Source organism: Roseibium sp. RKSG952, from assembly GCF_009711355.1.
In genome coordinates this window covers 31,802-56,006 of sequence record NZ_SMMF01000931.1, presented here as the reverse complement: position 1 = coordinate 56,006, position 24,205 = coordinate 31,802, and the positions used below count along the sequence as shown (strand labels likewise).

Annotated in this window: 24 protein-coding genes; 8 read left to right on the top strand and 16 right to left on the bottom strand. The window is 54.4% G+C overall.

The window, feature by feature from the left end; all coding sequences use genetic code 11:
• Window positions 1–21: 21 nt before the first annotated feature.
• Window positions 22–1,020, bottom strand: a complete 999-nt coding sequence (locus E1297_RS24775; protein WP_155143178.1) for an NADPH:quinone oxidoreductase family protein — start codon at window positions 1,018–1,020, stop codon at window positions 22–24.
• A gap of 169 nt (window positions 1,021–1,189) precedes the next feature.
• On the opposite strand from E1297_RS24775, the gene E1297_RS24770 reads away from it, so the two are divergent.
• Genes E1297_RS24770 through E1297_RS24760 form a run of 3 tightly spaced genes read left to right on the top strand, consistent with a single transcriptional unit; the run spans window position 1,190 to window position 3,834 of the window.
• Complete coding sequence (locus tag E1297_RS24770) at window positions 1,190–2,008, top strand: SDR family NAD(P)-dependent oxidoreductase (protein ID WP_155143177.1); 819 nt, start codon at window positions 1,190–1,192, stop codon at window positions 2,006–2,008.
• Window positions 2,005–3,024 carry a phosphotransferase family protein gene (locus E1297_RS24765; protein WP_155143176.1) on the top strand — a complete coding sequence of 340 codons (1,020 nt, stop codon included), beginning with the start codon at window positions 2,005–2,007 and terminating at the stop codon, window positions 3,022–3,024. The genes E1297_RS24770 and E1297_RS24765 overlap by 4 nt, the downstream gene beginning before the upstream one ends.
• A 12-nt stretch (window positions 3,025–3,036) precedes the next feature.
• Window positions 3,037–3,834, top strand: coding sequence for an IclR family transcriptional regulator (locus E1297_RS24760; RefSeq protein ID WP_155143175.1), 798 nt, complete (start codon window positions 3,037–3,039; stop codon window positions 3,832–3,834).
• Window positions 3,835–3,837: 3 nt separating this feature from the next.
• On the opposite strand, the gene E1297_RS24755 is transcribed toward E1297_RS24760, so the two are convergent.
• On the bottom strand, window positions 3,838–4,443 hold the full coding sequence (locus E1297_RS24755; protein ID WP_155143174.1) for a 2-hydroxychromene-2-carboxylate isomerase: 606 nt from the start codon (window positions 4,441–4,443) through the stop codon (window positions 3,838–3,840).
• An 83-nt stretch (window positions 4,444–4,526) separates the two neighbouring features.
• Here E1297_RS24755 and E1297_RS24750 point away from each other — a divergent pair, with 83 nt between their 5' ends.
• Both E1297_RS24750 and E1297_RS24745 read left to right on the top strand, forming a co-directional pair.
• Window positions 4,527–5,867, top strand: coding sequence for a serine hydrolase domain-containing protein (locus E1297_RS24750; RefSeq protein ID WP_368669669.1), 1,341 nt, complete (start codon window positions 4,527–4,529; stop codon window positions 5,865–5,867).
• 49 nt (window positions 5,868–5,916) lie between these two features.
• The gene (locus E1297_RS24745; RefSeq protein ID WP_155143173.1) at window positions 5,917–6,786 is read left to right on the top strand and encodes an acyl-CoA thioesterase II; all 870 of its coding nucleotides are present in this window, start codon (window positions 5,917–5,919) and stop codon (window positions 6,784–6,786) included.
• On the opposite strand, the gene E1297_RS24740 is transcribed toward E1297_RS24745, so the two are convergent.
• Both E1297_RS24740 and E1297_RS24735 read right to left on the bottom strand, forming a co-directional pair.
• The gene (locus E1297_RS24740; RefSeq protein ID WP_155143172.1) at window positions 6,783–7,550 is read right to left on the bottom strand and encodes an SDR family oxidoreductase; all 768 of its coding nucleotides are present in this window, start codon (window positions 7,548–7,550) and stop codon (window positions 6,783–6,785) included. The genes E1297_RS24745 and E1297_RS24740 overlap by 4 nt on opposite strands.
• Before the next feature lie 131 nt (window positions 7,551–7,681).
• Window positions 7,682–8,911: an acyl-CoA dehydrogenase gene (locus E1297_RS24735; RefSeq protein ID WP_155143171.1), complete on the bottom strand. Its 1,230-nt coding sequence runs from the start codon at window positions 8,909–8,911 to the stop codon at window positions 7,682–7,684.
• A 95-nt stretch (window positions 8,912–9,006) separates the two neighbouring features.
• Here E1297_RS24735 and E1297_RS24730 point away from each other — a divergent pair, with 95 nt between their 5' ends.
• Complete coding sequence (locus tag E1297_RS24730; RefSeq protein ID WP_155143170.1) at window positions 9,007–9,918, top strand: LysR family transcriptional regulator; 912 nt, start codon at window positions 9,007–9,009, stop codon at window positions 9,916–9,918.
• A 3-nt stretch (window positions 9,919–9,921) separates the two neighbouring features.
• On the opposite strand, the gene phoB is transcribed toward E1297_RS24730, so the two are convergent.
• The 10 genes from phoB to E1297_RS24680 form a co-directional block, all read right to left on the bottom strand.
• Window positions 9,922–10,611, bottom strand: a complete 690-nt coding sequence (gene phoB / locus E1297_RS24725; protein WP_155143169.1) for a phosphate regulon transcriptional regulator PhoB — start codon at window positions 10,609–10,611, stop codon at window positions 9,922–9,924.
• Window positions 10,612–10,622: 11 nt separating this feature from the next.
• Window positions 10,623–11,324: a phosphate signaling complex protein PhoU gene (gene phoU, locus E1297_RS24720; protein WP_155143168.1), complete on the bottom strand. Its 702-nt coding sequence runs from the start codon at window positions 11,322–11,324 to the stop codon at window positions 10,623–10,625.
• A 16-nt stretch (window positions 11,325–11,340) separates the two neighbouring features.
• Window positions 11,341–12,138, bottom strand: coding sequence for a phosphate ABC transporter ATP-binding protein PstB (pstB, locus tag E1297_RS24715; RefSeq protein WP_155143167.1), 798 nt, complete (start codon window positions 12,136–12,138; stop codon window positions 11,341–11,343).
• Between the two features lie 12 nt (window positions 12,139–12,150).
• Complete coding sequence (gene pstA, locus E1297_RS24710; protein ID WP_155143166.1) at window positions 12,151–13,512, bottom strand: phosphate ABC transporter permease PstA; 1,362 nt, start codon at window positions 13,510–13,512, stop codon at window positions 12,151–12,153.
• Complete coding sequence (gene pstC / locus E1297_RS24705) at window positions 13,509–14,981, bottom strand: phosphate ABC transporter permease subunit PstC (protein ID WP_155143165.1); 1,473 nt, start codon at window positions 14,979–14,981, stop codon at window positions 13,509–13,511. Before pstC ends, pstA begins: the two co-directional genes overlap by 4 nt.
• 83 nt (window positions 14,982–15,064) lie before the next feature.
• On the bottom strand, window positions 15,065–16,120 hold the full coding sequence (locus E1297_RS24700; RefSeq protein ID WP_155143164.1) for a substrate-binding domain-containing protein: 1,056 nt from the start codon (window positions 16,118–16,120) through the stop codon (window positions 15,065–15,067).
• Window positions 16,121–16,304: 184 nt separating this feature from the next.
• Window positions 16,305–17,351: an ATP-binding protein gene (locus tag E1297_RS24695; protein WP_155143163.1), complete on the bottom strand. Its 1,047-nt coding sequence runs from the start codon at window positions 17,349–17,351 to the stop codon at window positions 16,305–16,307.
• 25 nt (window positions 17,352–17,376) lie between these two features.
• On the bottom strand, window positions 17,377–17,901 hold the full coding sequence (locus E1297_RS24690; protein WP_155143162.1) for a gamma carbonic anhydrase family protein: 525 nt from the start codon (window positions 17,899–17,901) through the stop codon (window positions 17,377–17,379).
• On the bottom strand, window positions 17,898–18,539 hold the full coding sequence (gene gmk, locus E1297_RS24685; protein ID WP_155143161.1) for a guanylate kinase: 642 nt from the start codon (window positions 18,537–18,539) through the stop codon (window positions 17,898–17,900). The genes E1297_RS24690 and gmk overlap by 4 nt, the downstream gene beginning before the upstream one ends.
• 18 nt (window positions 18,540–18,557) lie before the next feature.
• Window positions 18,558–19,448, bottom strand: a complete 891-nt coding sequence (locus tag E1297_RS24680; protein WP_155143160.1) for a YicC/YloC family endoribonuclease — start codon at window positions 19,446–19,448, stop codon at window positions 18,558–18,560.
• A 243-nt stretch (window positions 19,449–19,691) separates the two neighbouring features.
• Here E1297_RS24680 and E1297_RS24675 point away from each other — a divergent pair, with 243 nt between their 5' ends.
• Window positions 19,692–20,366: a PAS domain-containing protein gene (locus E1297_RS24675; protein WP_155143159.1), complete on the top strand. Its 675-nt coding sequence runs from the start codon at window positions 19,692–19,694 to the stop codon at window positions 20,364–20,366.
• 54 nt (window positions 20,367–20,420) lie between these two features.
• Here E1297_RS24675 and E1297_RS24670 read toward each other — a convergent pair whose 3' ends face one another.
• Window positions 20,421–21,791 carry a class II 3-deoxy-7-phosphoheptulonate synthase gene (locus E1297_RS24670; protein ID WP_155143158.1) on the bottom strand — a complete coding sequence of 457 codons (1,371 nt, stop codon included), beginning with the start codon at window positions 21,789–21,791 and terminating at the stop codon, window positions 20,421–20,423.
• A 168-nt stretch (window positions 21,792–21,959) separates the two neighbouring features.
• Between E1297_RS24670 and E1297_RS24665 the strand changes: the two genes are divergently transcribed.
• Window positions 21,960–22,964: a GlxA family transcriptional regulator gene (locus E1297_RS24665; RefSeq protein ID WP_155143157.1), complete on the top strand. Its 1,005-nt coding sequence runs from the start codon at window positions 21,960–21,962 to the stop codon at window positions 22,962–22,964.
• Window positions 22,965–22,976: 12 nt separating this feature from the next.
• Here E1297_RS24665 and E1297_RS24660 read toward each other — a convergent pair whose 3' ends face one another.
• Window positions 22,977–23,972, bottom strand: coding sequence for a PQQ-dependent sugar dehydrogenase (locus E1297_RS24660; protein ID WP_244327874.1), 996 nt, complete (start codon window positions 23,970–23,972; stop codon window positions 22,977–22,979).
• Window positions 23,973–24,205 lie beyond the last annotated feature (233 nt).

Here is a 24,205-nt window from a genome sequence, read left to right as displayed (position 1 = left end):
GGAGAGCTGAAAGATTGTTGGTCAATCGCCCATTGTGACAACAACCTTTCCGAGAACAGATCGCTGCGTCAGCAAGTCTAACGCCTCAGCCGCCTTATCCAGCGGATAACTTGCGCTGATCCGAGGCTTTATCTTTTCGTTCAGGTACATCTGAAACAGCTCGCCTATATTTTCGGCGTGGCCCTGAGGGTCGCGAAACACTGCAGCTCCCCAAAAGACCCCAACGATCTGACATCCTTTAAGCAGAGGCAAATTCAGAGGGATGCTGGGAATGCCTGCGGGAAAACCAACCACCAGATACCGACCATTACACGCCATGCTGCGCAGCGCTGGTTCAGCATACTCACCCCCGACGGCATCATAGATCACGTCGACACCTTCACCACCGGAAAGCCGCTTAATCTCCGCTGACAAAGCCTTCTGTGCGTCCCTGTCGAGCTTTCGCGGATAGATGATCGTTTCATCAGCGCCAATTTCGCGACAAAACTTGGCCTTGTCCTCCGAAGAGACCGCAGCGATTACACGTGCGCCCATGGTTTTCCCAAGCTCAATCGCTGCAGACCCAACGCCACCGGCGGCCCCGAGTACCAACAGCGTTTCTCCGGGTTTCAACGCCGCCCGGTCTTTCAGGGCGTGGTAGGAGGTGCCGTACGTGAAGATAAAGCAGGCGGCATCTTTAAACGGCATCGTCTCGGGAAACTTGATCGCCGAAGATGCATTGATGCACAGATGCGTTGAAAATCCGCCATGGCCGGTTAGCGCCAGAACGCGATCACCCACCTGGAAACCTTCAACCCCAGATCCGGTTGCGATGACCTCACCCGAAACCTCACCACCCGGCGCAAACGGGCGAGGTGGCTTCATCTGATAAAGGTCTTGAATAATCAGTGTGTCCGGGAAATTGACGCCTGCTGCCCGCACTCTGATCAACAACTCGTTCTTTTTCGGCTCCGGATCGGACATTGTGGTCAATTCAAGAGTCTCGGGGCCTCCTGGCGCGACGCTGAGTAATGCTTGCATTTGAGTCTCTCGTAATTGCCTCTGTTAAGCACAGAAAGTTGAACCACCCGCATGTGTTGTCAAGAATTTAGCGAAATGTAATTCTGCACAGCGAAACAGCCTCGGTTTGAGAGGTTGTGTTTATGTAAGAACGGGCAACACAGAGCAGTCGATTAGAAAAGGACACCCTATGACCCCTGAACAACTCTTTTCCCTGCAGGGTAAGACTGCACTGGTCACCGGCGGTGCAACAGGTATCGGGCGCATGGCCGCCGAGGCGCTGGTGCGAGCAGGCGCAAGAGTGTTGATCGCGTCGCGAAAGGGAGACTCCTGTGAGGCTGTGGCGGCAGAATTGAACGCACTTGATGCCGAGGGAACTGCAGAGGGTTTTGCAGGAGATATCAGTACAGAAGAAGGTATTGACGCGCTGGTATCTGAAATCAAAAACCGGACGGAACGCCTTGATATTCTGATGAATAATGCGGGCATAAGTTGGGGGGCTCCGCTGGGTCAATTTCCCTATCATGCCTGGGAAAAAGTCATGTCGGTCAATGTCGCCGGTATCTTTGACCTAACGCAAAAGCTGCTGCCTATCTTGATGAAATCAGGATCCGGCGACGATCCTGCGCGCGTGGTTAATGTTGCGTCAGTTATGGGTGAAGTTCCTATGGGAGATGGGGCCTACAGCTATTCGGCTTCGAAGGCGGCAGTCATCCACCTTACAAGGATCATGGCCAAGGAACTTGCCCCGTACAACGTTACGGTTAATGCGCTGGCCCCCGGACCATTTGTCTCGCGGATGACCGCCTTCGCAACAGCAGACGAAGAAAAGAGGGAGAAGGTAGGCAAATCCGTGCCGCTGGGCAGAGTAGGCCGCGACGAAGACATCGCGGGCTGTTTGTTGTTCCTTTGCGGCCGCGGTGGCAGCTACGTGACCGGTTCGGTGATCCCTGTCTCTGGCGGTATCAACGTGGTAACGGGCGGCAATATTTTTGCCGACGCGCTATGAGCACCGATACGTTGGATATCGATGCTGTCGACGCCTATTTGGCAAATCACCTGGACGGTCATCGTGGCCCGCTGGAGGCTACTAAGTTTGCGGTGGGGCAATCTAACCCCACCTTTGAGTTAAAAACTCCAGATAAAAGCTTTGTTTTAAGGCGAAAACCGCCTGGTGTCTTGTTGAAATCGGCTCATGCTATTGACCGTGAGTTTCGTGTGCAGAGCGCTCTTGCAGGCAGCAAGGTGCCGGTGCCCAAGATGTATCTGCTATGCGAAGATGACGACATCATTGGATCCGCCTTTTATGTAATGGAACATTTGCAGGGGCGAACCTTTCTAGAGCCGACGATGAAAGGCGAATCCAACGAAACCAGAACCGCAATACTGGACGAAATGAACCGGGTTCTGGCCGAGCTTCATATGGTCGATATCGATGCGGTTGGATTGTCTGACTATGGACCGACGGGAAACTACTTTGAACGTCAGATTGCGCGTTGGACCAAACAGTACCGGGCTTCGGAAACCAACGAGATTGCAGATATGGACGCCCTGATTTCTGCATTGGAAGCCTCGATTCCGGAAGATGATGGTCAGAGAACTCTGGTGCATGGTGACTACAGGATCGACAACCTGATGTTTGAGCGCGACGGCAGCCGTTGTATCGGGGTTCTGGACTGGGAACTGTCGACGATTGGCCATCCATATGCCGATTTGGCTGCTGTCATCATGCAATGGCAAATGCCACCGGGTAGAGAGGGACGGGGGCTTGCCGGTATCAATCGTGACAGCCTTGGTCTACCATCGGACCAAGCCTTTATCGCCAGATATTGCGAGCGTCGCGGGATATCGGGTATCGAAAACTTCGGCTTTTATCTTGCTTTCAACTTCTTTCGTATGGCGGGCATCCTGCAAGGGGTCTACAAGCGCGCACTTGATGGGAATGCATCTGATCCTGCGCGTGCGCAGGCTTTTGGCGCTTATGTTCCTGTTTTTGCACAACATGGGTTGTCAGCATTGAAGTGATCGGAAACGCGTATGGCCACAGATGATCTAGCTGAACCCGGTCAAGGGGAAAAAGACAGAAACTTTGTCACTTCGCTTGCGCGTGGCCTGCAAATTCTGCGCTGTTTTCGCCATGGTGAGGCAACTTTAACCAATACCGATTTCTCTGATCGAACAGGTTTGCCGAAACCCACAATTTCTCGATTGACCCACACACTCTGCCAGCTTGGCTATTTGGTTCAGGATCATCCCGGGGGCTCATATAGGCTTGGGGCAGGGGTTCTGAGGCTGGGTTTCAGCGTCTTGGCCGGAACGGATATCTGCGAACGCGCGACGGATGTGTTGCGCGATCTAAGAAGCGGAGCGAACCCCTATCTTACGGTCGCACTGGGTGAAGCCCACCGCGCCGAAGTGATCTATGTGGCGGTAAACCGATCGACCGAGAATGTTGCGCTAACCATGCATGTCGGATCACGCCTGCCATTGTTCACCTCCGCAATGGGTCGCTCCATTCTGGTTGGAATGCCCCAAGACCGCCAAGAGGCAGCAATCGAAGCTGCAAAACAAGATCTCGACTTGGGCAAGGTTCAGCTGCAAGATTCGATAAAAACTGCGCAAGATGAATATGATAGGCATGGGTATTGCACCGGATACTCGCTCTGGCGCGACGATGTTCATGCCATCTCTGTTCCAGTTCCTTCACCGCAAGATGACAGGTTCTTCGGCCTGAATATCGGTGGGCCTAGTTTCTATGTCACACCGGAAGAACTGGAAAAAGAACACGCTGAAAGATTGAAGTCTGCAGCACACGAATTGGGGATGCGGCCTTAGCGCCTACTTGTCCAGCGAAAGCTCAAGGTCCAAATTCCCCAGGCTGTTCTTTCCAAAGAACATCTCGGGCCCGACGAACATGCTGGGTACGCCAAACACACCACTCCTCACCGCTGCCTTGGTTTGCTCTTTCAACTTCTGTTTGATGTCGGCGCTCGAGATCGCTTCACGGATCTTTCTTATAGGAAGACCATTTTCCTGAAGAACATCAGACAAAACGTTAAGGTCATCGATCTTTTGGCCATGCACCCAAATTGCGTCAAATATGGCGTCTATGTATTTGCTTTCCCACGGTTTACCCATCGCAAACACGGCACCTCGCATGGCGAATTTTGTGTTCAGAGGGAAATGCGGGCTCATGTGAAAGCTAATTCCGCGACGACGCGCGAAACGGTGTAGATCATGCGTCAGGTAGGCCGATTTTTGTCGGTTCTCCGCAAAGGCCTGAAAGGGGCTCTGGTTATTCGTTGCCTTAAAAACAATACTTAGTAGTATCGGAACATTCCGCAGATCGGCCGAGCGGCGACTGATCAGATCCGGTAGTACCTTGTGTGCAAGAAACGCATTAGGACTACTAAAATCATACATAAAATCAACACTATGCGGCATGATCTTACTCCGAAATAATTCTCTGATACGGGGGAAGACAAAAAACTGCGAATCTTTACCTGTTTCAGTTTAGCAGCGTCTCTGTGCAAGCGCCGATACTGCTTTGGCCTTTCAGGCAAACTCTTTCATTTTTTGTCTGTCGTTTCATCGGACAAGGCGGCAAGATCACCTCAAATGAGGGTATTGAGCGGGTAGGGATCGTGACGGCAAATTTTGATACAGCACGGTTGGATCGCATCCGCGATTGGATGCAAGGCTATGTAGACCAAAGAAAATACGCAGGCAGTTCAATATTGCTGCACCAGGGTGGACGAGAAGCTTTTTTTCACACCTGTGGGCAGCGTAGTGTCGAGAACAATCTTCCATTTAAGCGGGATACCCTGGTCCGAATATACTCGATGACCAAGCCAATAACATCTGTCGCATTGATGATGCTGGCAGAGCGCGGATTGTTCCATCTGGAAGCACCCGTTTTAGAGTTCATCCCAGAATTTCGGGATATGCAGGCCTTGGTCCCAAATGCTGAGCGCATTGATCAAACCGAAGATGCTCCGACACCCACACTGCACCAGTTGCTCACCCATACCAGCGGTTTAAGCTATCCATTCAACCCCGGCATTTTGCCAGCGGCAATGGATGAGCTGGACCTGATTTTTGGGCCAAACCAAGGGCACTTGGCAGACAAAGTCAAAGAGTTGGCGCAACTCCCGCTCGCATTTAAACCGGGAACTCAATGGGAATATTCGGTCGGGATTGATGTAATCGGGCGCGTGATCGAAGTTGTTTCGGGACAAACGCTGGATCAGTTCTTCGCAGAACAAATATTTGCACCAATGGGGATGCAAGAGACTGCCTTTTCCGTGCCTTCACGGGCAGGGGATCGATTTGCCTCGCTCTACACCCCGCTAGAAGGTGACGCGATGGCCCTGAATGCGGCTAAAAGCGGTGGGGAAACCTTGCGTCTGACGGATCAGCCCGGTCAATCACCGTTCGAGAATGCCTCAACATTTTCCGGTGGCGGAGGATTGGTCGGAACGATTGACGACTATGCCAGATTTGCAGAGATGCTACGCAACAAAGGAACACTCAACGGCAACAGACTACTGGGTTCAAAGACCGTCGACTTCATGATGCGCAATCACTTACCCGGTGACATCGCATCAATGGGGCCGCATAGCTTTGCTGAACAACCTATGGAAGGCATGGGCTTTGGTTTGGCCGGCGCCGTCGTTCTCGATCCGGCGCGTGCCCGCACGCCGGGCTCTGTTGGCGACTTTAGTTGGGGTGGAATGGCCTCAACTTTCTTCTGGATTGACCGTGAGAACGATTTCACTTGTGTGTTCTTCACCCAACTTTCGCCGTCCAGCTCCTACCCGTCGCGATCAGAACTCAAGGGGCTTGTCCTTGGGGCATTGATTGAATGAGGGCCGTAGGGCTGCTACCCGATGGCAAAACCAAACCGGAGAGTCGGATATGACTGAAGCCGAACGCATTCTGCTGGACCTTTTGAACATTGAACGCCTTGAGGTCGATCTGTTCCGCGGCACCGGATCGGGCGGTGAGACGCCAATGCGCATATTTGGCGGACAGGTGATCGCACAGGCATTGGCGGCAGCGTATCGGACCGTTGAGGGTCGTTTGTGTCACTCGCTACATGCTTATTTCATAAGGCCCGGCGATCCAGAGATTCCGGTTATATATCAAGTTGATCGGGCACGAGATGGAGGTTCATTCACAACCCGTCGCGTTGTTGCCATTCAACACGGAAAGCAAATCCTGAACATGTCGGCGTCCTTTCACATTCAGGATGACGGCTGGGATCACCAGCATAAAATGCCGGACGTGGAACCGCCGGAAAAGCACGCCACGCGGGATGAGTTAAGGCAAAGATATCTACCTCGCGTTCCTGAAAGGCTACGCACGGAATTCCTACGTGAACGTCCGATTGACGTGCGAGAAATTGAGCCGCTGGACCTGTTTCAGCCAGAGAAAGCAGATGATCATAACCATATCTGGTTCCGGATGCAGGCCGCCGATCAAGCAAGCCAGGTGACGCAACACCTTTTGTTGGCATATGCATCTGATATGAGCCTGCTGAGCTCGGGCATGCGTCCGCATGGGCTCAGCTGGTTTACCGGTGAAATCAATGGCGCAAGCCTCGATCACGCGATGTGGTTCCACGCGCCAGTGCAGTTTCAGGACTGGCATTTGTATTCGATGGAGTCGCCATGGACGGGGCAGGGACGTAGCTTTAACCGCGGGTCAATCTATTCCCAAGATGGCACTCTTGTCGCGTCGGTGGCACAGGAAGGGCTGTTGCGCAAACCACAAAAAAGATCTTAGGTTTCACCGGCAAACTGTTGATTTAGCTTCCGCATTCCGCCCAGCCATCGATCATAGTCAGCTGTTTTCAAACGCATATAATCGAGTACCTGCGGATGCGGCAAAACAAGGAAGCGCTCTTCAGCGATTGCTTCTACACAGGCCTGCGCCACATCTTCTGGCTCAAGCATTCCATCGATTGCGGCAACCGAATTTTCGTGTCCGCGCGTCATCTCGGACCTGACAGCCTGCGGACATAATACCGAAACGCGTATACCTTGATTGCCGTAAGTCAGAGAAAGCCACTCGGCAAAACCCACGGCTGCGTGTTTGGTAACCCCATATGGAGCAGCGCCAGGTTGGTTCAACAATCCAGCAGCTGATGCAGTTGTCAGGATGTAGCCGTGACCACGCTCAACCATCCTTGGCACCAGATGACGTGCGACCCACACATGCGACATGACATTGATTTTCCAGATCCGGTCCCAATCTTCATCCGGCACCTCAAGCCCGCCAAGAGTCAGAATTCCTGCATTGGCACAAAAGAGGTCGATTGGCCCGAGTGTGCTTTCGACGGCTTCGATCAACGCCTGGATGTCATCTTCACTGGATACATCGCATTTGATGGCTTTGCCCTTGATCGCATCAGCGACTGCTTGAGCTTCGGGTAAATTTAGATCTGCACAAACGATACGTGCACCTTCGCGGGCGAACCGCTCAGCCAGTCCTTTGCCAATACCACCGGCAGCTCCGGTAATGACAATTACTTTGTCTTTAAGTTCCATCTGGGGGCCCGCTGTATCTGTTTCAAATCACAGCGTAACATCTTGTAAAAACACCGCCAATGCGAACATTGGCAGTGTTCATAGGTTGTGTAAATAACATAATACCGATTACACGATATCTGTCATATGGTTCAGTAGAACGCCTGCAGCCCGGTTTGTGCCCGCCCTAGGATCAGTGCATGAACGTCATGCGTTCCTTCATAGGTGTTCACAGTTTCCAGATTGATCATGTGCCGCACGACCTGGAATTCCAGCGAAATTCCGTTGCCACCATGCATGTCACGCGCCATCCGAGCGATATCCAGTGCCTTGCCGCAATTGTTGCGCTTTACGATCGAAATCATCTCTGGTGCAGCTTCGGCCTGATCTAACAGACGGCCAACACGCAAGCTGGCCTGAAGACCCAACGCAATCTCGGTCTGCATATCAGCCAGTTTGCGCTGGAACAGCTGCGTTTGCGCCAAAGGACGATTGAACTGCTTCCGGTCCAAACCGTATTGACGAGCTGCATGCCAGCAACACTCAGCTGATCCCATCACACCCCAGCTGATCCCATAACGTGCACGATTGAGGCAACCAAATGGTCCTTTGAGGCCCTGAACGTGCGGCAGCAAGGCGCCCTCGTCTACCTCAACGCTATCCATCACGATTTCACCGGTGATCGATGCGCGCAGGCTCAACTTGTTCTGAATCTTTGGCGTACTGAGGCCTTTCATGCCTTTCTCCAGCACAAAGCCTCGGATTTTACCGTCATGTGCATCAGATTTCGCCCAGACCACAAACACATCCGCAATCGGTGAGTTGGAAATCCACATCTTGCTGCCGGTCAGACGGTAACCGCCATCAGTCTTTTCTGCGCGTGTCTTCATGCCGGCAGGATCAGATCCGGCGTCGGGCTCAGTCAGACCAAAACAACCGATCCATTCGCCACTTGCGAGCTTTGGAAGATACTTCCGTCGCTGTTCCTCACTGCCGTAGGCATAGATTGGATACATCACCAGCGAGCTTTGAACTGACATCATCGAACGATAACCAGAATCCACGCGCTCGACCTCACGAGCAACCAGCCCATAGGTTACGTAGCCCGCGCCAATCCCACCGTATTCCTCGGGAATAGTAGTCCCTAACAGGCCCATTTCGCCCATTTCGCGGAAGATTCCGGGATCAGTTTCCTCATTTTCAAATGCCTTGGTAACGCGCGGCTGTAGCTTCTCTTGCGCATACGCACGTGCACTATCGGCGATCAGGCGTTCGTCCTCATTCAACTGATCGGACAAACGGAATGGATCGTCCCAAGTAAAGTTACCAAGGTCCGGAGCATCTTTTGCGCGAAGGACAGGTTTTGTTTCTGGGGCGTTCATCTTGCAGCTCCTTAATTCTGTTTGCCGCACCCTACCCTGACAAAACCGCAAAAAACAGCGAGACATTTGCATGTTTCCATGAGTATATCGCATACATGGAAACCACCCGACGCCTTTTCCCGTCAATCTCCTCGCTCCGTGCGCTTGAAGCGCTGGATCGCCTTGGATCAGCTTCTGCAGCGGCTGACGAACTTGCGCTTACTCAAAGTGCAGTCAGCCGCCAGTTGCAAACACTGGAAAATCAATTGGGTGTGGAACTGATCAGCCGGGACCGAAAACGACTATCACTGACGCCGGCTGCACAGGAATACGTCGCCGAAATTCGGCAGGGATTGAACCACATAGCACAGGCTTCGCTGAAACTTCACGTTGCGCCAGTTGGGGGTACCCTGAACCTGGCCATCCTACCTACTTTCGGTATGCGTTGGCTTGTACCACGCTTACCTGACTTCGCGCGCCTGCATCCTGATATCACAATCAACATGTCAACGCGCCTGCGGCCATTTAACTTTACCGCAGAACCATTTGATGCAGCACTACATTTTGGTGAACCTGACTGGCCGGGAACAGAGCGCCTTCTGCTTAGTGTCGAACGCGTCCTACCGGTTTGCTCGCCTTCCTTGCTACCGACCGGGCGACTTCGTTCACCCGCTGATCTTCTGAAACTGCCATTGTTGCACATACAGACCCGCCCGGCAGCCTGGCAGGAATGGTTTCGCCAAATGGGCGTTCATCATCCGGATGCCCTGCCCGGCACAGTTCATGATCAGTTTACAACCATCAATCAGGCTGCGTTGCATGGCCTTGGTGTCGCGCTGCTACCGAACTATTTGATCGAGCAGGATCTGGCGACAGGCAAACTGATTGCTGTCTTTCCAGATGCCGTGGAAACCATGGGCGCATATTATCTGGTCTGGCCTAAATCCAAATCCAATGACCCGTCTTTGCGAGAGTTCCGGCACTGGCTTGCTTCTCAGGCACAGACCGAGGAAACGCTGCCGCGATAGGCTTCAGCCCAAGGCATATCCAGCGCCTCGAACTGTGCGCACAGGATCCTCGCCACCGTGCTGTGTGAGTGCTTTCCGCAGTCGCCCGATGTGGACATCCACGGTGCGGGTATCAACATAGATGTCCCTGCCCCACACCCGATCCAGCAGTTGCTCTCGGCTCCAGACCCGGCCCGGTTTTTCCATGAACGTACTCAGCAGCCGAAACTCTGTGGGACCAAGTTTCAGAGGCTTGTTGCCACGGCTGACCTTATGGGTTTCCGAGTCTAGGATGATGTCATCGAACTCCAGCCGGATACCAACCGTCGCCGGACGTACCCGGCGCAACTGGGTCCGGACGCGAGCCATAAGTTCGACTACCGAATACGGCTTGACCACATAGTCGTCTGCGCCGGTTTCCAGGCCGCGAACCTTGTCCACCTCTTCACTGCGGGCTGACAGCATGATTATAGGGATCGAACGTGTATCCGGGCGCGTTTTCAGGCGCCGGCAAACCTCGATTCCGCTGAGATTGGGCATCATCCAGTCCAGAACAATGATGTCTGGGCTGTCTTCATCCACAAGCAGCATGGCTTCGTCGCCGCTGGCCGCTTTGGAAACGCGGAAGCCTTCGGCCTCAAGATTGTAGGCCAGCACTTCGCGCTGCGCCAATTCATCCTCTACAACCAGAACTGTTGGCTGATCAGCGGACATTGTCTTGTCTCCTAGGCGGTTTGCGACGTGGTATCGGCTTTGGGCCGCGCCTCGGTCGGGCGCTCACCTGTCACGAGGTACACGACCTGCTCGGCAATTGCCGTGACATGGTCGCCCATGCGCTCGATGTTCTTGGCGATGAAATGCAGGTGCATACACGAAGAGATGTTGCGCGGATCTTCCGCCATAAAGGTCAGGAACTCGCGGAACAGACCATTGTACATCTGGTCGACTTCTTCATCGCGTTCGATCACATCGGTGGCCAGCTCGGCATCACGCTGGATGTACGCATCCAGAGCGTCACGCAGCATAACCTCAACCTCTCGTGCCATGCGGCGCAAGGCGGCAGCGCTGCCGTTAATCTCACCGGCATTGACCAGAACCGTAGTCCGCTTGGCGATGTTTTTGGAATAGTCGCCGATACGTTCCAGGTTGGCCGAAACCTTCAGTACTGAAAGAACCAACCGCAAGTCACCCGCTGTAGGAGCCCGCAATGCGATCAGGCGCGCGGTTTCTTCGTTGATAACGTCTTCCAACGCGTCAATAGCCTTGTCGCCCTGGCGAACCTCTTGTGCCAGTTCTTCGTCACGTGTTTCCAGTGAACGCGCAGCGCCCATAATCGCAGCCTCGACCAGACCACCCATTTTCATGATGTGTGCCTGAATGGCTTCGAGATCCCGGTCGAATGCGGATGCAATATGTTGTTCGGTCATATCTGAATACCTGTGTTCAGCCGATACGGCCTGTAATGTAGCTTTCCGTGCGAGGATCGACCGGATTTGTGAAGATCTGACCGGTTTCGCCAAACTCGACTAGGTTGCCCAAGTGGAAGAACGCTGTTTTTTGGCTGACGCGCGCGGCCTGCTGCATCGAGTGGGTCACGATCACCACCGAGTAGCGTTCGCGCAGTTCATCAATCAGTTCTTCGACCTGAGCGGTTGCGATCGGATCAAGCGCTGAGCATGGCTCGTCCATGAGCAGAACTTCGGGCGCGGTTGCCACGGCGCGTGCGATGCAAAGACGTTGCTGCTGACCACCGGACAGTCCGGTTCCCGGAGCGTCGAGGCGATCCTTTACCTCATCCCAGATCGCACCTCGGCGCAGAGATTTTTCAACGATCTCATCCAGTTCCGCCTTGTTCTTGGCAAGGCCATGGATACGCGGACCATAGGCTACGTTATCGTAGATCGATTTCGGAAACGGGTTTGGCTTTTGGAAAACCATGCCAACTTTTGCCCGCAACTGAACCGGGTCGACTCGCTTGTCATAGATATCCTCGCCATCCAGCAGGATATCCCCTTTGACACGGCAGATGTCGATGGTGTCATTCATCCGGTTCAGACAACGCAGAAACGTTGATTTGCCGCAGCCCGAAGGACCGATGAAGGCGGTAACCGTCTTGTCTTCGATTTCCACGTCTACATCTTTGATGGCGTGGGTATCGCCATAGTAGACCTGAACATTCTTCGCGGCGATCTTGATATCTTTGGAGTCCACAGTTCTCTCCACTCGTGACATGTCGTTCATTTTAGCCTCCACTTACCAGCGGCGTTCGAAGCGGCGGCGCAGGATGACCGCAATCGTGTTCATTGTGACGAGGAAGATCAACAGAATGATGATGCCCCCCCATGCGCGTTCATAAAAGGCCGGGTCGGCGCGCTTGGACCATTCGTAGATCTGCGCCGGCATGGCCGAGTTTGGCGACAGGAAGCCTGCAACGATGCCATCGGGCGGGTTCGAGGCAATAAAGCCCACCATCCCGATCAGCAACAGCGGAGCGGTTTCCCCCAACGCTTGCGCCAGACCAATGATGGTACCGGTCAGAATACCGGGCGCGGCCAGCGGCAGTACATGATGGAACACGGCCTGCATTTTCGAGGCCCCTACCCCCAACGCCGCATCTCTGATCGACGGCGGAACCGCCTTGAGCGAAGCACGGGTCGAGATGATGATCGTCGGCAAGGTCATCAGCGTCAGCACCAGACCACCGACCAGCGGCGCGGACGTCGGCAGGTGCATGTAGTTGATGAACACGGCCAGACCCAGAATACCGAACACGATCGACGGTACTGCGGCCAGGTTCGAGATGTTGACCTCGATGATGTCCGTCAGTCGGTTCTGGGGTGCGAATTCTTCTAGGTAGATCGAGGCCGCAACGCCAATCGGCAACGCCAGCGCCAGAACCACAAACATCATGAACAGCGAACCCAGCATGGACACACCGATCCCCGCAGCCTCGGGCCGTTGGTCGGAGGCATCAGCGCCCAGTATGAAGTCCGGGTTGAACGCCTTGTAAAGAACTCCGGCATCCCGCAACTGGTCAACGAAATCAAGTTGTTCGACCGAGATACTCTTATCGTTGGCAATCGATTCGCGAGTTACGCGGCCTTTCATGTAGCCATCAACGCGGCTGTTGGTCAGAAAACGGAAGCTGACCGTCCTGCCGATTTCATCAGGGTTGGCGATGACGTAGTTCCGCAACTCAGCTTGGGCTGCTTTGGACAGGATTTTGCCCATGTCCTTGGCCGACAAATCGGTCTGAATACCAAGTTTTGCAACTTCGGATTCCAGCGCAGAGGCGATCAGAGGCGCATAACCAAAGGTCGACACCTTCTTGATGTCCTCGATATTCCGATTGCCCTTCTTATCCAACTTGTCGGCCTTCAAGTCGACATCCAGTTCAAGATAGGTTTGCTGGAAGGCTCCGGTACCGGCGGTCACAATGTTCGTCACCAGCACGATCAGCATCAGCAGCCCGATACCGATGGCGGCGATACCGTACATCTTGAACCGGCTTTCAGCCGCGTTACGCCGCTTAGTGCGCGCGTCCTTTTCGAACAGCGAACCACTCTTAGGTTTAGCGGTCGGAGCAGCGCCAGGTGTTTGGGAAATATCGGTCATTCGTACTGCTCCCGGTATTTGCGTACGATGTAGAGGGCGAAGATATTTAGCCCCAGCGTGATGATGAACAGGGTCAGACCCAGCGCAAACGCGACCAGCGTTTCGGGGCTGGCAAAGTCAGTGTCCCCGGTCAACTGGCTGACGATCCGCGTCGTGATTGTGGTCATAGCCTCGAACGGGTTGCCCGAAAACTTGGCAATTGCACCAGCAGCCATAACAACGATCATCGTTTCACCGATGGCGCGGCTGGCGGCCAGCAGAACCGCTCCGACGATACCCGGCAGCGCTGCTGGCAGGATTACACTGCGCACAGTTTCGGAATGGGTTGCGCCAAGACCCAGCGAACCATCGCGCATGGATTGTGGCACGGCATTGATGATATCATCCGACAGCGATGACACAAACGGGATCAGCATGATCCCCATCACCAGCCCGGCGGTCAGAACTGCGTTGGAACTGGCCATCCAGCCGACGCCCAGCGTGCCGCCTTGGCCAAACATCGACACGAGTGCCGGACCAACGGTCAGCAACGCGAATAGACCATAAACGATGGTCGGGATACCGGCGAGAATTTCAAGCAAAGGCTTGGCGATCGATCGTGTCGCGCCCGATGCATATTCGGAAAGGTAAATCGCGGCAAAGAGGCCGATCGGCACGGCCACCAGCAATGCGATTACCGAGATATACAGTGTCCCCCACAGCAGCGGCAAGATAGACAGCTCGCTGCCTCCGCGGAAGTTTGGGGCCCAGGTGCTGCCGAAGAAGAAATCCTTCCAAGAATGCAGTTGGAAGAAGTTCATTGTCTCGAACAACATTGAAAGAACGATTCCGACTGTAGTGAGGATCGCGATTGACGCGGCCAACAGTAACAGCGCCAGTACGCCCTGCTCTACCACATTGCGGGCCCGGAACTCCTTGTGCGTACGCACATAAGCAAAGGCCGCACCAAGCAGCGCCAGAGCCAGTACGACGACTTGCATCGCAACCTTGCCGGTTGATGTCATGCTGCGGAACTTTTGCGCCGCCACCAAAATGGGCTGCGTAATATCCTGTGTCAGAACCTGCCCTGCATCTTTCAGCGTTTTGGTCAGGGTCTCGATATCTGCGCTGCCGTCCTGCGCCTGTGTTTCGGTCATTGCACCGCTCGCGACGGCACCTTCCAGACCATAAGCTACACGGCGCACCTCGCTCATGACCAAGCCGCGATCTGAACCTTCGGGGATCGCTTGATCAGGAATAAGGCCGGATACTGTGCTGTTCACGATCATTGGCTGCACCAAGAGCCAGATAATCAACACGCCCAAGGCCGGAACCAGTGCTGTTAGCGCAACGTTGTAGCCATAGTAGGATGGCAGAGAGTGCAAATCGCGGGTGTCACCTCCCACACTTGCCAGAGCGCGGGACCGACCCGCAAAGTATCCAATCACTGCCAGCGCAAGCAGGATAAGCAACAGCCAGGATAACGCCATGAGAACTCCGTAGGAATGGCAGACTTGGAGTCAAAAAGAACCGGGGCGCGCATAAATCGCCCCGGTTCCGTTAGCAAGGGTGATTAGGAACCGCCGCCCAGAACGGTTTCGTTGGCAACAGCTTCCTGTACCTTGACCAGCTCAGGGTCAGATACCAGGCCGTATTCTGCCAGCGGACCATCGGGGCCAGCGATTTCGTCAGCGACGAAGAACTCGGCATATTCTTTCAGGCCGGGGATCACGCCGATGTGGGCTTTCTTCACGTAGAAGAACAGCGGGCGCGAAACCGGGTATTCACCCGAAGCAATGGATTCGGTCGAAGGAACAACGTCCGACATGGTCGCAACCTGCAGCTTGTCGGTGTTGTTCTCGTAGAACGCCAGACCAAAGACGCCGATGCCATCCTTGTTGCTGTCGATACGAGCCAGAGTTTCAGTGTAGTCGCCGTCGATGTCGACCGAAACGCCGTCGGTGCGCAGAGCGATACAGGCTTTCTCGGCCGCTTTCTTCTTGGCTTTGTCGCTGTCGCCTTCTGCAGCTGCCAGATAGGCGTCGAAGTCACCCAGATGCTCACAACCAGCCAGGATCACTTTGTCTTCGAACACTTCACGGGTGCCGTGCTTAGTGCCCGGGATGAATGCTGCGATCGGCTGCGCCGGGAACGCAGGGTTCACGTCGGCCCAGGTTTTGTTCGGGTTGTCGACCAGCTGGCCGTCAACAACGATCTGAGCGGACAGAGCTTTGTACCAGTCTTCCGGGGTGAACTCGAACGAGTTGCCATTGATGTCGGATGCGAAAACGATGCCGTCATAACCGATCTGAACTTCGATGATGTCGGTTACGCCGTTTTCGGCACAAGCTTTGATTTCTTTTTCACGGATGGCGCGCGAGGCATTTGCAACGTCGATGGTGTTTTCGCCAACACCTTCGCAGAAGCGCTTCAGGCCTGCCGAAGAACCACCCGATTCAACAACCGGTGTCGGGAAGTCAAAGTTCTCACCGAAGGCTTCAGCAACGATCGACGCGTAAGGCAGAACGGTCGAAGAACCAGCAACCTGTACTTGGTCACGAGCAGCAGCAGCGGTGGCCGATACGGCAGCGATAGCAAGCGCCGAAGCCGACAGTTTCACAAAGGACATCTCAGTCTCCTTGGTAATGATATACATTGATCACCCCCATGATGATCTTGTCGGCACCCCTAAGTACCGCGCGTAAGCCTTTTGTGACACATACGTAACGGTTTTATGACAACTCACGAATTTCTTAGGTTTTCTTAACTTGACGATGGGTAAGGACATCGGCGAACGGATCAAAACCCGTCCTTCAGCGCGGCAAAATCACTGTAAAGACTGAACCTTTCCCAAGATCGCTTTCCACGCGAAGTCGCCCGCGATGACGATTCACAATATGCTTCACGATCGCTAGCCCAAGCCCGGTCCCACCCAGTTCTCGGGATCTGTGACTGTCGGCACGGTAGAATCGCTCGGTCAATCTGGGCAGATGCACCGCATCGATGCCCGGTCCCTTGTCCACAATCTGGACCCGAACAGCAGGTCCGCGCATTGCAGCATCGCGTTCAGAAATGGTCACCAACACATCAACACTGCCGCCGCTACCGCCATACTTGATCGCATTCTCAATCAGATTGGTAAAAACCTGACGCAGTTGATCGCTGTCACCAACCAGTGAAATCGGCGCATCCGGCGCGTTCAACTTCAAGACAACTCCGGCATCATCAGCCAGCGGGCGCAGTGAATTGAGGGTCGATTCCAGCAGACCTGTAAGCTCCAGCTGCTCTTTCGGTCGAACCCGCTCTTCGCTTTCGACGCGGTTCAATGACAGCAAATCACCAACCAGCCTGTTCATCCGGTTAGCTTCGTCGTTCATGATTTGAAGAAATCGATCACGGGCGATTACGTCCTCTCGGGCAGGGCCACGCAGAGTTTCGATGAAGCCCATCAATGCGGTCAGAGGGGTACGCAACTCATGGCTGACATTGGCTACAAAGTCGCGCCGCATCTGGCTTGCCTGTTCCAGGTGTGTAACGTCCTGAAACGTCGCCAACACAGCACCGCCTTCGACGGCGCCAACCCCTTTCATGTACCGGCACTGAATCTCAAACGTTGTGTCCTGAGCACCATCATTCGACAGATGCCGCGCTTTAGCAGTACCTTTAGAGCGCAGGCTTTGCTCAATTGCGTCGATTACCTGAGGTTGGCGAAGAATTGTCGCAAAATGACGGCCAACGATATTCTGGCCCAGCAGTGTCCTTGAATCAGTGTTGGCGGCAATAATCCGTTCAGTCTGATCAACCATCAGAGCAGGCATCGGAATGGCCGAGACGACTTCGTTCAACAGATCGCCGGTCATGGATCAATCCTCTGAGATGGCTTGTTCATATGACGGGTTTGAGAGTGTCCCGAAACTTGCGCATGTTGTCCTGATAGTGCAGCGCACTGAACGTAATGCGCTGGGCGGCGGCCTCATCAAGCTGCCTGACGACCTTACCCGGCGACCCCATGACCAAAGAGTTGTCAGGGATTTCCTTACCTTCTGTTATCAGAGCCCCGGCCCCGATCAGGCAGTTCTTACCGATCTTTGCACCGTTCAATACGATAGCGCCCATACCGATCAGAGTATTGTCGCCAATCGTGCAGCCATGCAGCATGACCTTATGCCCAATGGTGCAGTTCTTACCGATGGTCAACGGAAACCCGGCATCGATATGCATAACGCAGTTTTCCTGAATGTTGCTGCCTTCCCCGACACGAATTTCCTCATGATCAGCTCGGATCGTGCAGCCAAACCAGACCGAAGCCCCCTGCTCCATCACGACTTTGCCGACAAGGTTTGCATCTGGCGCGACCCAAGTATCTTCGTGGATCTGAGGAGCGTGATCACCAAGCGCATAAATAGTCATGACAGGGCCTCGAACTCATTTTGCAGTGCACGAACGTGATTTTGCAGATCCGGCTGTTGGATCCGGCGCATCCGCTCAGCGCTCACGATGGTTTTTAGTTTGGCTTCGGTAGCATCCAGATCATCATTGATCAGTACGTAGTCATAGTAGCCCCAGTGACTGATCTCATCCCAGCTTTTGAGCATACGCTTTGAAATCACATCTTCGCTGTCTTGTCCGCGCGTTTCCAGCCGACGGCGAAGCTCTCGGATCGATGGAGGCAGGATGAAGATCGACAAAGCATGTTTGCCAAGCTCCGAATTACGGATTTGGACTTCACCTTGCCAATCGACATCGAACAGGACGTCCCTGCCGCTGGTGATTGATGAGCGCACGGGACCAGCTGGTGAGCCGTAAAAATTGCCGAACACATGGGCGTGTTCCAGCATCTGTCCGTCAGCAACCTGCTGTTTGAACTCATCCTCACTCAGGAAATAATACTCGCGGCCGTGTTCCTCCCCGGGGCGCGGAGCCCGGGTGGTGGCCGAAACCGAGAACTCAAGCTCAGGGTCCCATTTCATCAACCTTTTGGCCAGGGTGGATTTCCCAGCGCCCGAGGGTGAAGACAGAATGATAAGTAGGCCTCGGCGATCCGCCATCGTTAGTCTTTCCCGTATTTATTCAACGTTCTGCACTTGCTCGCGCAACTGATCTATGACCGCTTTGAGTTCCAACCCCACCGCAGTCAGTTCGGCATTCTGAGATTTGGAACACAAGGTATTGGCCTCTCGATTGAATTCCTGCATCAGGAAATCCAGCTTTCGTCCAACCGGTCCCTCTTGCGACAACAAAGCGCGTGCCGCGGTTACATGCGTCGCCAAACGATCAATTTCTTCGGTGATGTCAGCTTTGACCGCGATCAGGGCTAGTTCCTGCGCAACACGATCCGGATCAACGCCCTGCGCGTTTTCCAGCACGCGCGCGAGGTTGTCGCGCAATGTTTCTGCCATCAGGTCTTTGCGCTTTTCAGCCAGCGCGGCAGCTTGGCTGGTCAGTTCGGAAATGAGATCCAGTTGTCCGTTCAAAACAGTAGACAACGCCTCACCTTCGGTTTGACGCATATCCAGAAAAGCTACCAGCAGACCACCAAACTCTGACTTCAACTCCTGAACCAACGGTGCTGGGTCATCCAGTTCACCGCCCGAGTCCAACATACCTTTGATGGCAATCAGTTCAGCCGCCGAGGGTTGGCTCAGTTCCACGCTATGTTCTTCAGCCATTACTTGCGTCTGCACCAACGCCCTTAAAGCTGCAGTCATCGCTGCTTCGTTGAGTTTAAGCTCTGTCGCTGTTTCTTCTCTGCTCAGCCGCAGGGACAAAGTCACGTTACCCCGGCTCAGCGATTTTGACATCTCCGCCCGCAACGCTGTCTCAAGCCCGGTCAGCCATTCAGGGACACGCAACCGCATGTCCAGCCCCTTGCCGTTCACACTGCGCAGTTCCCAGGTCCAGCTGTGAGGCCCGAACTCTCCTTTGCCCGAGGCGAACCCGGTCATGGATCTGATCATGACTGCCCTTTCCTTTTTTGCCTGCGACCCGCTTGCTTGCCGCACCTAATGCCATCCGGGGCGATAGGGCAAGACTCACTGTCGCTGCAATTCATCACCAGAAGTTAACCATTCATTAAAGATTTGCTCCAATTTTGAATAAACCCGTGTCAATCTGTCGGTCACGATGACGGGTTGGCTGCCTCTCCGCCCAATGCGGAGCATTTTATGAAAATGGTGGTCAATCGACATGAGGGTGGCAAAATGAAAACCTTTTTCGGGAATGGTTCCGGGTCGAAATTTGGAAAGATCGTTGCAATGGATCGCTTTGACAGTGGTCGCAGCCTGTCACCCATCCGACAGGCCGAAGCGTATTGGACGGCATTGCTGACAGGCGATGGCGTGCCGATGCGTTCGCAGATTGACCCGCGCGGGCTGGAGAACATTCTGCAATACACCTTCATTCTGGAAAGGATAGCACCCGGTCTCGCGCGCTTTCGGCTGGCAGGCAGTCATCTGAACCAGCTTGCTGGCATGGAGGTACGGGGCATGCCCCTGACGGCATTTTTCGAACCAAGCGCGCGCTCGGACGTCAAAGACGCGCTGGAACAGGTTTTCGCGTCGCCAGCTATCGCAGAACTGGGATTGAACTCATCGGGAAAACTTGGCCGTACGCGACTGCAGGCCCGTATGATACTGTTGCCATTAAAAAGCGATCTGGGGGATGTGAGCCGAGTATTGGGCGTCATGATCAGCGATGGCGCGATCGGAGCGACACCACGACGTTTCATAATCGAAGACATCCGGACGAAACCCGTGGCAGATCTTCACACTCCAGCAAAACCCAGGCCCACAGAGCCGGCAGGCTTTGCGGAGGAAAAGGCTGAGTTCGCCAGACCTGCCAACCACCTTCGCCTTGTTGTTTCGCGGGATGACTAATCAATAAAAAACGGCGGGCACATGTCCCGCCGTTTAAAGATATTGCCAATTAGATCAGCTTGCAGCGCGCTTGCTGCGATCCCGCCGCAGATTGGTCAGCTCTTCGGCAACCAAGAAGGCCAGTTCGAGTGACTGCGTTGCGTTGAGGCGCGGATCGCAGGCAGTGTGGTAACGATCCGACAGATCTTCTTCAGTAACAGCACGTACGCCGCCGGTGCATTCGGTCACGTCCAGACCGGTCATCTCGAAATGCACGCCGCCGGGGATTGTCCCCTCAGCCTGGTGCACACCAAAGAAGTCACGCACTTCACGCAGCACCGAGTCGAAGGGCCGCGTCTTGTAACCCGTGGCCGACTTGATGGTGTTGCCATGCATCGGATCACAGACCCAGGTAACTTTTGCACCCTCTTCCTTAACGGCCTTGATCAGGCGCGGCAGATGCTCACCCGCTTTGCCAGCGCCGAAACGTGCGATCAGAGTCAGACGACCCTCTTCGTTCTCCGGGTTCAGTTTGGACATCAGAACCTTGAGGTCTTCGGCGGTGGTTGTCGGACCACATTTCAGGCCAATCGGGTTCAGAACGCCACGGCAGAACTCGACATGAGCACCATCTGGCTGACGAGTTCGGTCACCGATCCAGATCATATGGCCCGAACCTGCCAGCCAGTTGCCGGAGGTCGAATCAAGACGGGTCAGTGCTTCTTCGTATTCCAGCAGAAGGCTTTCATGGCTGGTGTAGAATTCTACAGTCGAAAACTCATGAGTTGTGTCCGCCGTGATGCCAGCCGCGCCCATGAAATCAATCGTGTCCTGGATCCGGTCAGCGATCTCGGAATACTTCTGAACATCCTGTTCATCGGTAAAGCCGAGCGTCCATGAATGCACACGGCTCATATCTGCGAAACCACCAGTCGAGAATGCACGCAACAGGTTCAGTGTTGCAGCAGCCTGCGTGTAGGCCTGCAACATTTTGCCCGGGTTCGGAATGCGCGCCTCGGGTGTGAAAGCCAGTTCGTTGATGATATCACCACGGTAGCTGGGCAGCTCTACACCATCCACGACCTCGGTCGGTGCGCTGCGCGGCTTGGCGAACTGCCCTGCCATACGGCCGACTTTGACCACTGGCACCTTGGCGCCATAGGTCAGAACCATCGCCATCTGCAGCATCACCTTAAAGGTGTCGCGGATTGCGTCTGCGCTGAACTGTTCAAAGCTTTCAGCACAATCCCCACCCTGCAGCAGGAAGGCCTCGCCGCGACCAGCGGCACCCAGATGTTGCTTCAGGCGCCGCGCTTCGCCAGCAAAGACCAGCGGGGGATACTGCGAAAGCTGAGCCTCGACTTTGGCCAGTGCGGCCGCGTCGGTATAATCGGGCATCTGAACTCGGGGCTTGCTGCGCCAGTTCGATTTTTGCCACTCGGTCATAGCTTTGATCTCCGCTGAGGTATTTCAGGGTGCCTCTATACAAAATGCATTACAGAGTGACCATATCTCATTTGCGCCTCTTGACTGGGCAAACAAGCTTTGAGCATGTTGTCTGGCAAATCCGTCGCAGCTAAAGAGCAGCGGTCGCCGAATCAAGGACAGTTCGCCATGCAAGAGCAACGCCAAGTTGTCACTGTGGACAGCAGCGCGGCAAAGCCGCTTAATTTCGTCTTTGTCCTGCTGGACAAGTTTTCGCTTTTGTCATTCGCGTCAGCTTTGGACAGCTTGCGCATTGCAAATCGTATGTCCGATCGCCCGATCTATACATGGACCTTGGCCGGAGAAGGCGGAGACGTCGTTCATTGTTCTGCCGGAACCACTTTCAAGCTCGACACGGACCTGTCCGAACTTCAGCGCGATGATGTCATCCTGGTCTGCGGCGGGGTCGACGTTCAGGCAGCCACGACCAAGAAGATTCTGAACTGGCTACGTCGAGAAGCCCGCAAGGGGATCAAAATAGGTGGTCTTTGTACGGCTGCCTACACTCTGGCAAAGGCCGGGCTGCTGGAGGGCAAGAAAGCGACGATTCACTGGGAGAACTCCGATAGCTTCTCAGAGGAATTTGACACCGTCGAACTGACCAAATCGGTCTTTCAGATTGATGGCAACCGGATGACCACCGCAGGCGGAACATCGTCGATCGACCTGATGCTCAAGTTGATTGCCAACGACTACGGCGAAGATCTGGCAAACGCGGTTGCGGATCAGATGATCTATTCGTCGATCCGCACCGATCAGGACACGCAACGCCTGTCAACACCGACGCGGATTGGAGTACGCCATCCTAAACTCAGTCAGGTTATCCTGATGATGGAGAAGAATATCGAGGAGCCGATCTCGCCTTCGATTCTCGCCAAAGATGTCGGTATGTCCACGCGCCAGCTGGAACGTCTTTTCCGCCGTTATCTCAGCCGCTCACCCAAGCGCTATTACATGGAACTTCGCCTGCACAAGGCCCGGAACCTGCTGATGCAAACCGACATGAGCGTTATCAACGTCGCATTGGCTTGTGGCTTCGCAAGCCCGTCGCATTTTTCGAAATGCTACCGCGCGCACTACAACACGACGCCTTATCGTGAGCGTGGAACTCAGGGCGGGCGCTTGTCTGTCTGACTTGGTCGCGAACTATCCGGGTGCCAGTCGGTAAACGGCACCCTGCCCCACAGAAATAAACCAGATCGATCCATCAGGTGCTTCGACGATATCGCGCACGCGTTCCGTCTCAGCGCCTTTGATCTGCTCGACTTCGCGTAGTGGACTGCCAGCAAGACGGGAAATGTAGTCGAATTTCAGAGATCCCACGAAAAGATCGCCTTTCCACTGCGGCCAGAGTTTGCCTGAATACACCAACAAGCCTGATGGAGCGATGGAGGGATCCCAATAGAATTCGGGTTGCTCCATCCCAGGTTTGGATGTGCCCTCACCAATCTTTTGGCCAGAATAGTGTTTGCCATATGAAATGACCGGCCAGCCATAGTTGAGACCGGGCTGCACAAGATTGACCTCATCCCCACCCTGCGCGCCATGTTCTGAGACCCACAACCTGCCCCGCGCATCAAGTCCCGCGCCCTGAGGGTTTCGGTGCCCATATGACCAGATTTCTGGTCGCGCGCTGGGGTCGCCAACAAATGGATTGTCAGACGGGATTGTTCCGTCCCGATTGATCCTGATCACAGTGCCCATATGATTTGATTTGTCCTGCGCTGCTGGTCGGTCTCCGCGTTCACCCAGCGTGATGAACAGTGACCCGTCATTTGCTTCCACGACGCGCGAACCGAAATGACGACCACCAGACCCGCCCGGCACTGCTTCGAAGATTACGCGCAGATTGGTAAGCCTCTTCCCATTTTCAGACAATCGCGCCACGGCAACAGCAGTTCCGGCACCACTACTCTGACGCTTGGAATAGGTCAGGAAGACCTCCCGACTATTCGAAAAATCCCGGGCGATCGTGACATCCAGCAATCCGCCCTGCCCAGATGCCGCAACTTTCGGCACACCTGACACACGCTGAGACTTACCATCCTTCACGTATAGTAATTCACCATCACGTTCGGTCACCAAAAAGCTCTCGTCCGGCAGAATGCCTATGGCCCATGGCGTATCCAAGCCACCCAGCATTTCTGTTACTCGAACAGAACCGGCTGAAGTTTGAAGCACATCAGCCCTGATACCTCCGGATATCACTAGTAGAACTAGAATCGCGCAAACTCTGATCATCGTTGCTCTCCAATACCGGATGTTCATCGCCACCATCGGGCAAACCCATCAAAACAAATAGAGTTATGGCCCACAAAAGCACTTTTTCGTTAGGACTTTTCTTTTCCGGACAGCTTGCCTAGGGTCGTGCGCAG

Bases quoted from the DNA above. Each gene is read 5' to 3' on its own strand.
- E1297_RS24730 (WP_155143170.1), top strand. From the start codon at position 9,007: ATGGAAACCACCCGACGCCTTTTCCCGTCAATCTCCTCGCTCCGTGCG.
- E1297_RS24690 (WP_155143162.1), bottom strand. From the start codon at position 17,901: ATGACTATTTATGCGCTTGGTGATCACGCTCCTCAGATCCACGAAGAT.
- E1297_RS24765 (WP_155143176.1), top strand. From the start codon at position 2,005: ATGAGCACCGATACGTTGGATATCGATGCTGTCGACGCCTATTTGGCA.
- phoB (WP_155143169.1), bottom strand. From the start codon at position 10,611: ATGTCCGCTGATCAGCCAACAGTTCTGGTTGTAGAGGATGAATTGGCG.
- E1297_RS24700 (WP_155143164.1), bottom strand. From the start codon at position 16,120: ATGTCCTTTGTGAAACTGTCGGCTTCGGCGCTTGCTATCGCTGCCGTA.
- E1297_RS24755 (WP_155143174.1), bottom strand. From the start codon at position 4,443: ATGCCGCATAGTGTTGATTTTATGTATGATTTTAGTAGTCCTAATGCG.
- E1297_RS24665 (WP_155143157.1), top strand. From the start codon at position 21,960: ATGCAAGAGCAACGCCAAGTTGTCACTGTGGACAGCAGCGCGGCAAAG.
- E1297_RS24745 (WP_155143173.1), top strand. From the start codon at position 5,917: ATGACTGAAGCCGAACGCATTCTGCTGGACCTTTTGAACATTGAACGC.
- E1297_RS24740 (WP_155143172.1), bottom strand. From the start codon at position 7,550: ATGGAACTTAAAGACAAAGTAATTGTCATTACCGGAGCTGCCGGTGGT.
- E1297_RS24735 (WP_155143171.1), bottom strand. From the start codon at position 8,911: ATGAACGCCCCAGAAACAAAACCTGTCCTTCGCGCAAAAGATGCTCCG.
- gmk (WP_155143161.1), bottom strand. From the start codon at position 18,539: ATGGCGGATCGCCGAGGCCTACTTATCATTCTGTCTTCACCCTCGGGC.
- E1297_RS24675 (WP_155143159.1), top strand. From the start codon at position 19,692: ATGAAAACCTTTTTCGGGAATGGTTCCGGGTCGAAATTTGGAAAGATC.
- E1297_RS24775 (WP_155143178.1), bottom strand. From the start codon at position 1,020: ATGCAAGCATTACTCAGCGTCGCGCCAGGAGGCCCCGAGACTCTTGAA.
- E1297_RS24660 (WP_244327874.1), bottom strand. From the start codon at position 23,972: ATGCTGGGTGGCTTGGATACGCCATGGGCCATAGGCATTCTGCCGGAC.
- phoU (WP_155143168.1), bottom strand. From the start codon at position 11,324: ATGACCGAACAACATATTGCATCCGCATTCGACCGGGATCTCGAAGCC.
- E1297_RS24760 (WP_155143175.1), top strand. From the start codon at position 3,037: ATGGCCACAGATGATCTAGCTGAACCCGGTCAAGGGGAAAAAGACAGA.
- E1297_RS24695 (WP_155143163.1), bottom strand. From the start codon at position 17,351: ATGACCGGCGATCTGTTGAACGAAGTCGTCTCGGCCATTCCGATGCCT.
- E1297_RS24670 (WP_155143158.1), bottom strand. From the start codon at position 21,791: ATGACCGAGTGGCAAAAATCGAACTGGCGCAGCAAGCCCCGAGTTCAG.
- pstA (WP_155143166.1), bottom strand. From the start codon at position 13,512: ATGACCGATATTTCCCAAACACCTGGCGCTGCTCCGACCGCTAAACCT.
- E1297_RS24770 (WP_155143177.1), top strand. From the start codon at position 1,190: ATGACCCCTGAACAACTCTTTTCCCTGCAGGGTAAGACTGCACTGGTC.
- E1297_RS24680 (WP_155143160.1), bottom strand. From the start codon at position 19,448: ATGATCAGATCCATGACCGGGTTCGCCTCGGGCAAAGGAGAGTTCGGG.
- pstC (WP_155143165.1), bottom strand. From the start codon at position 14,981: ATGGCGTTATCCTGGCTGTTGCTTATCCTGCTTGCGCTGGCAGTGATT.
- pstB (WP_155143167.1), bottom strand. From the start codon at position 12,138: ATGAACGACATGTCACGAGTGGAGAGAACTGTGGACTCCAAAGATATC.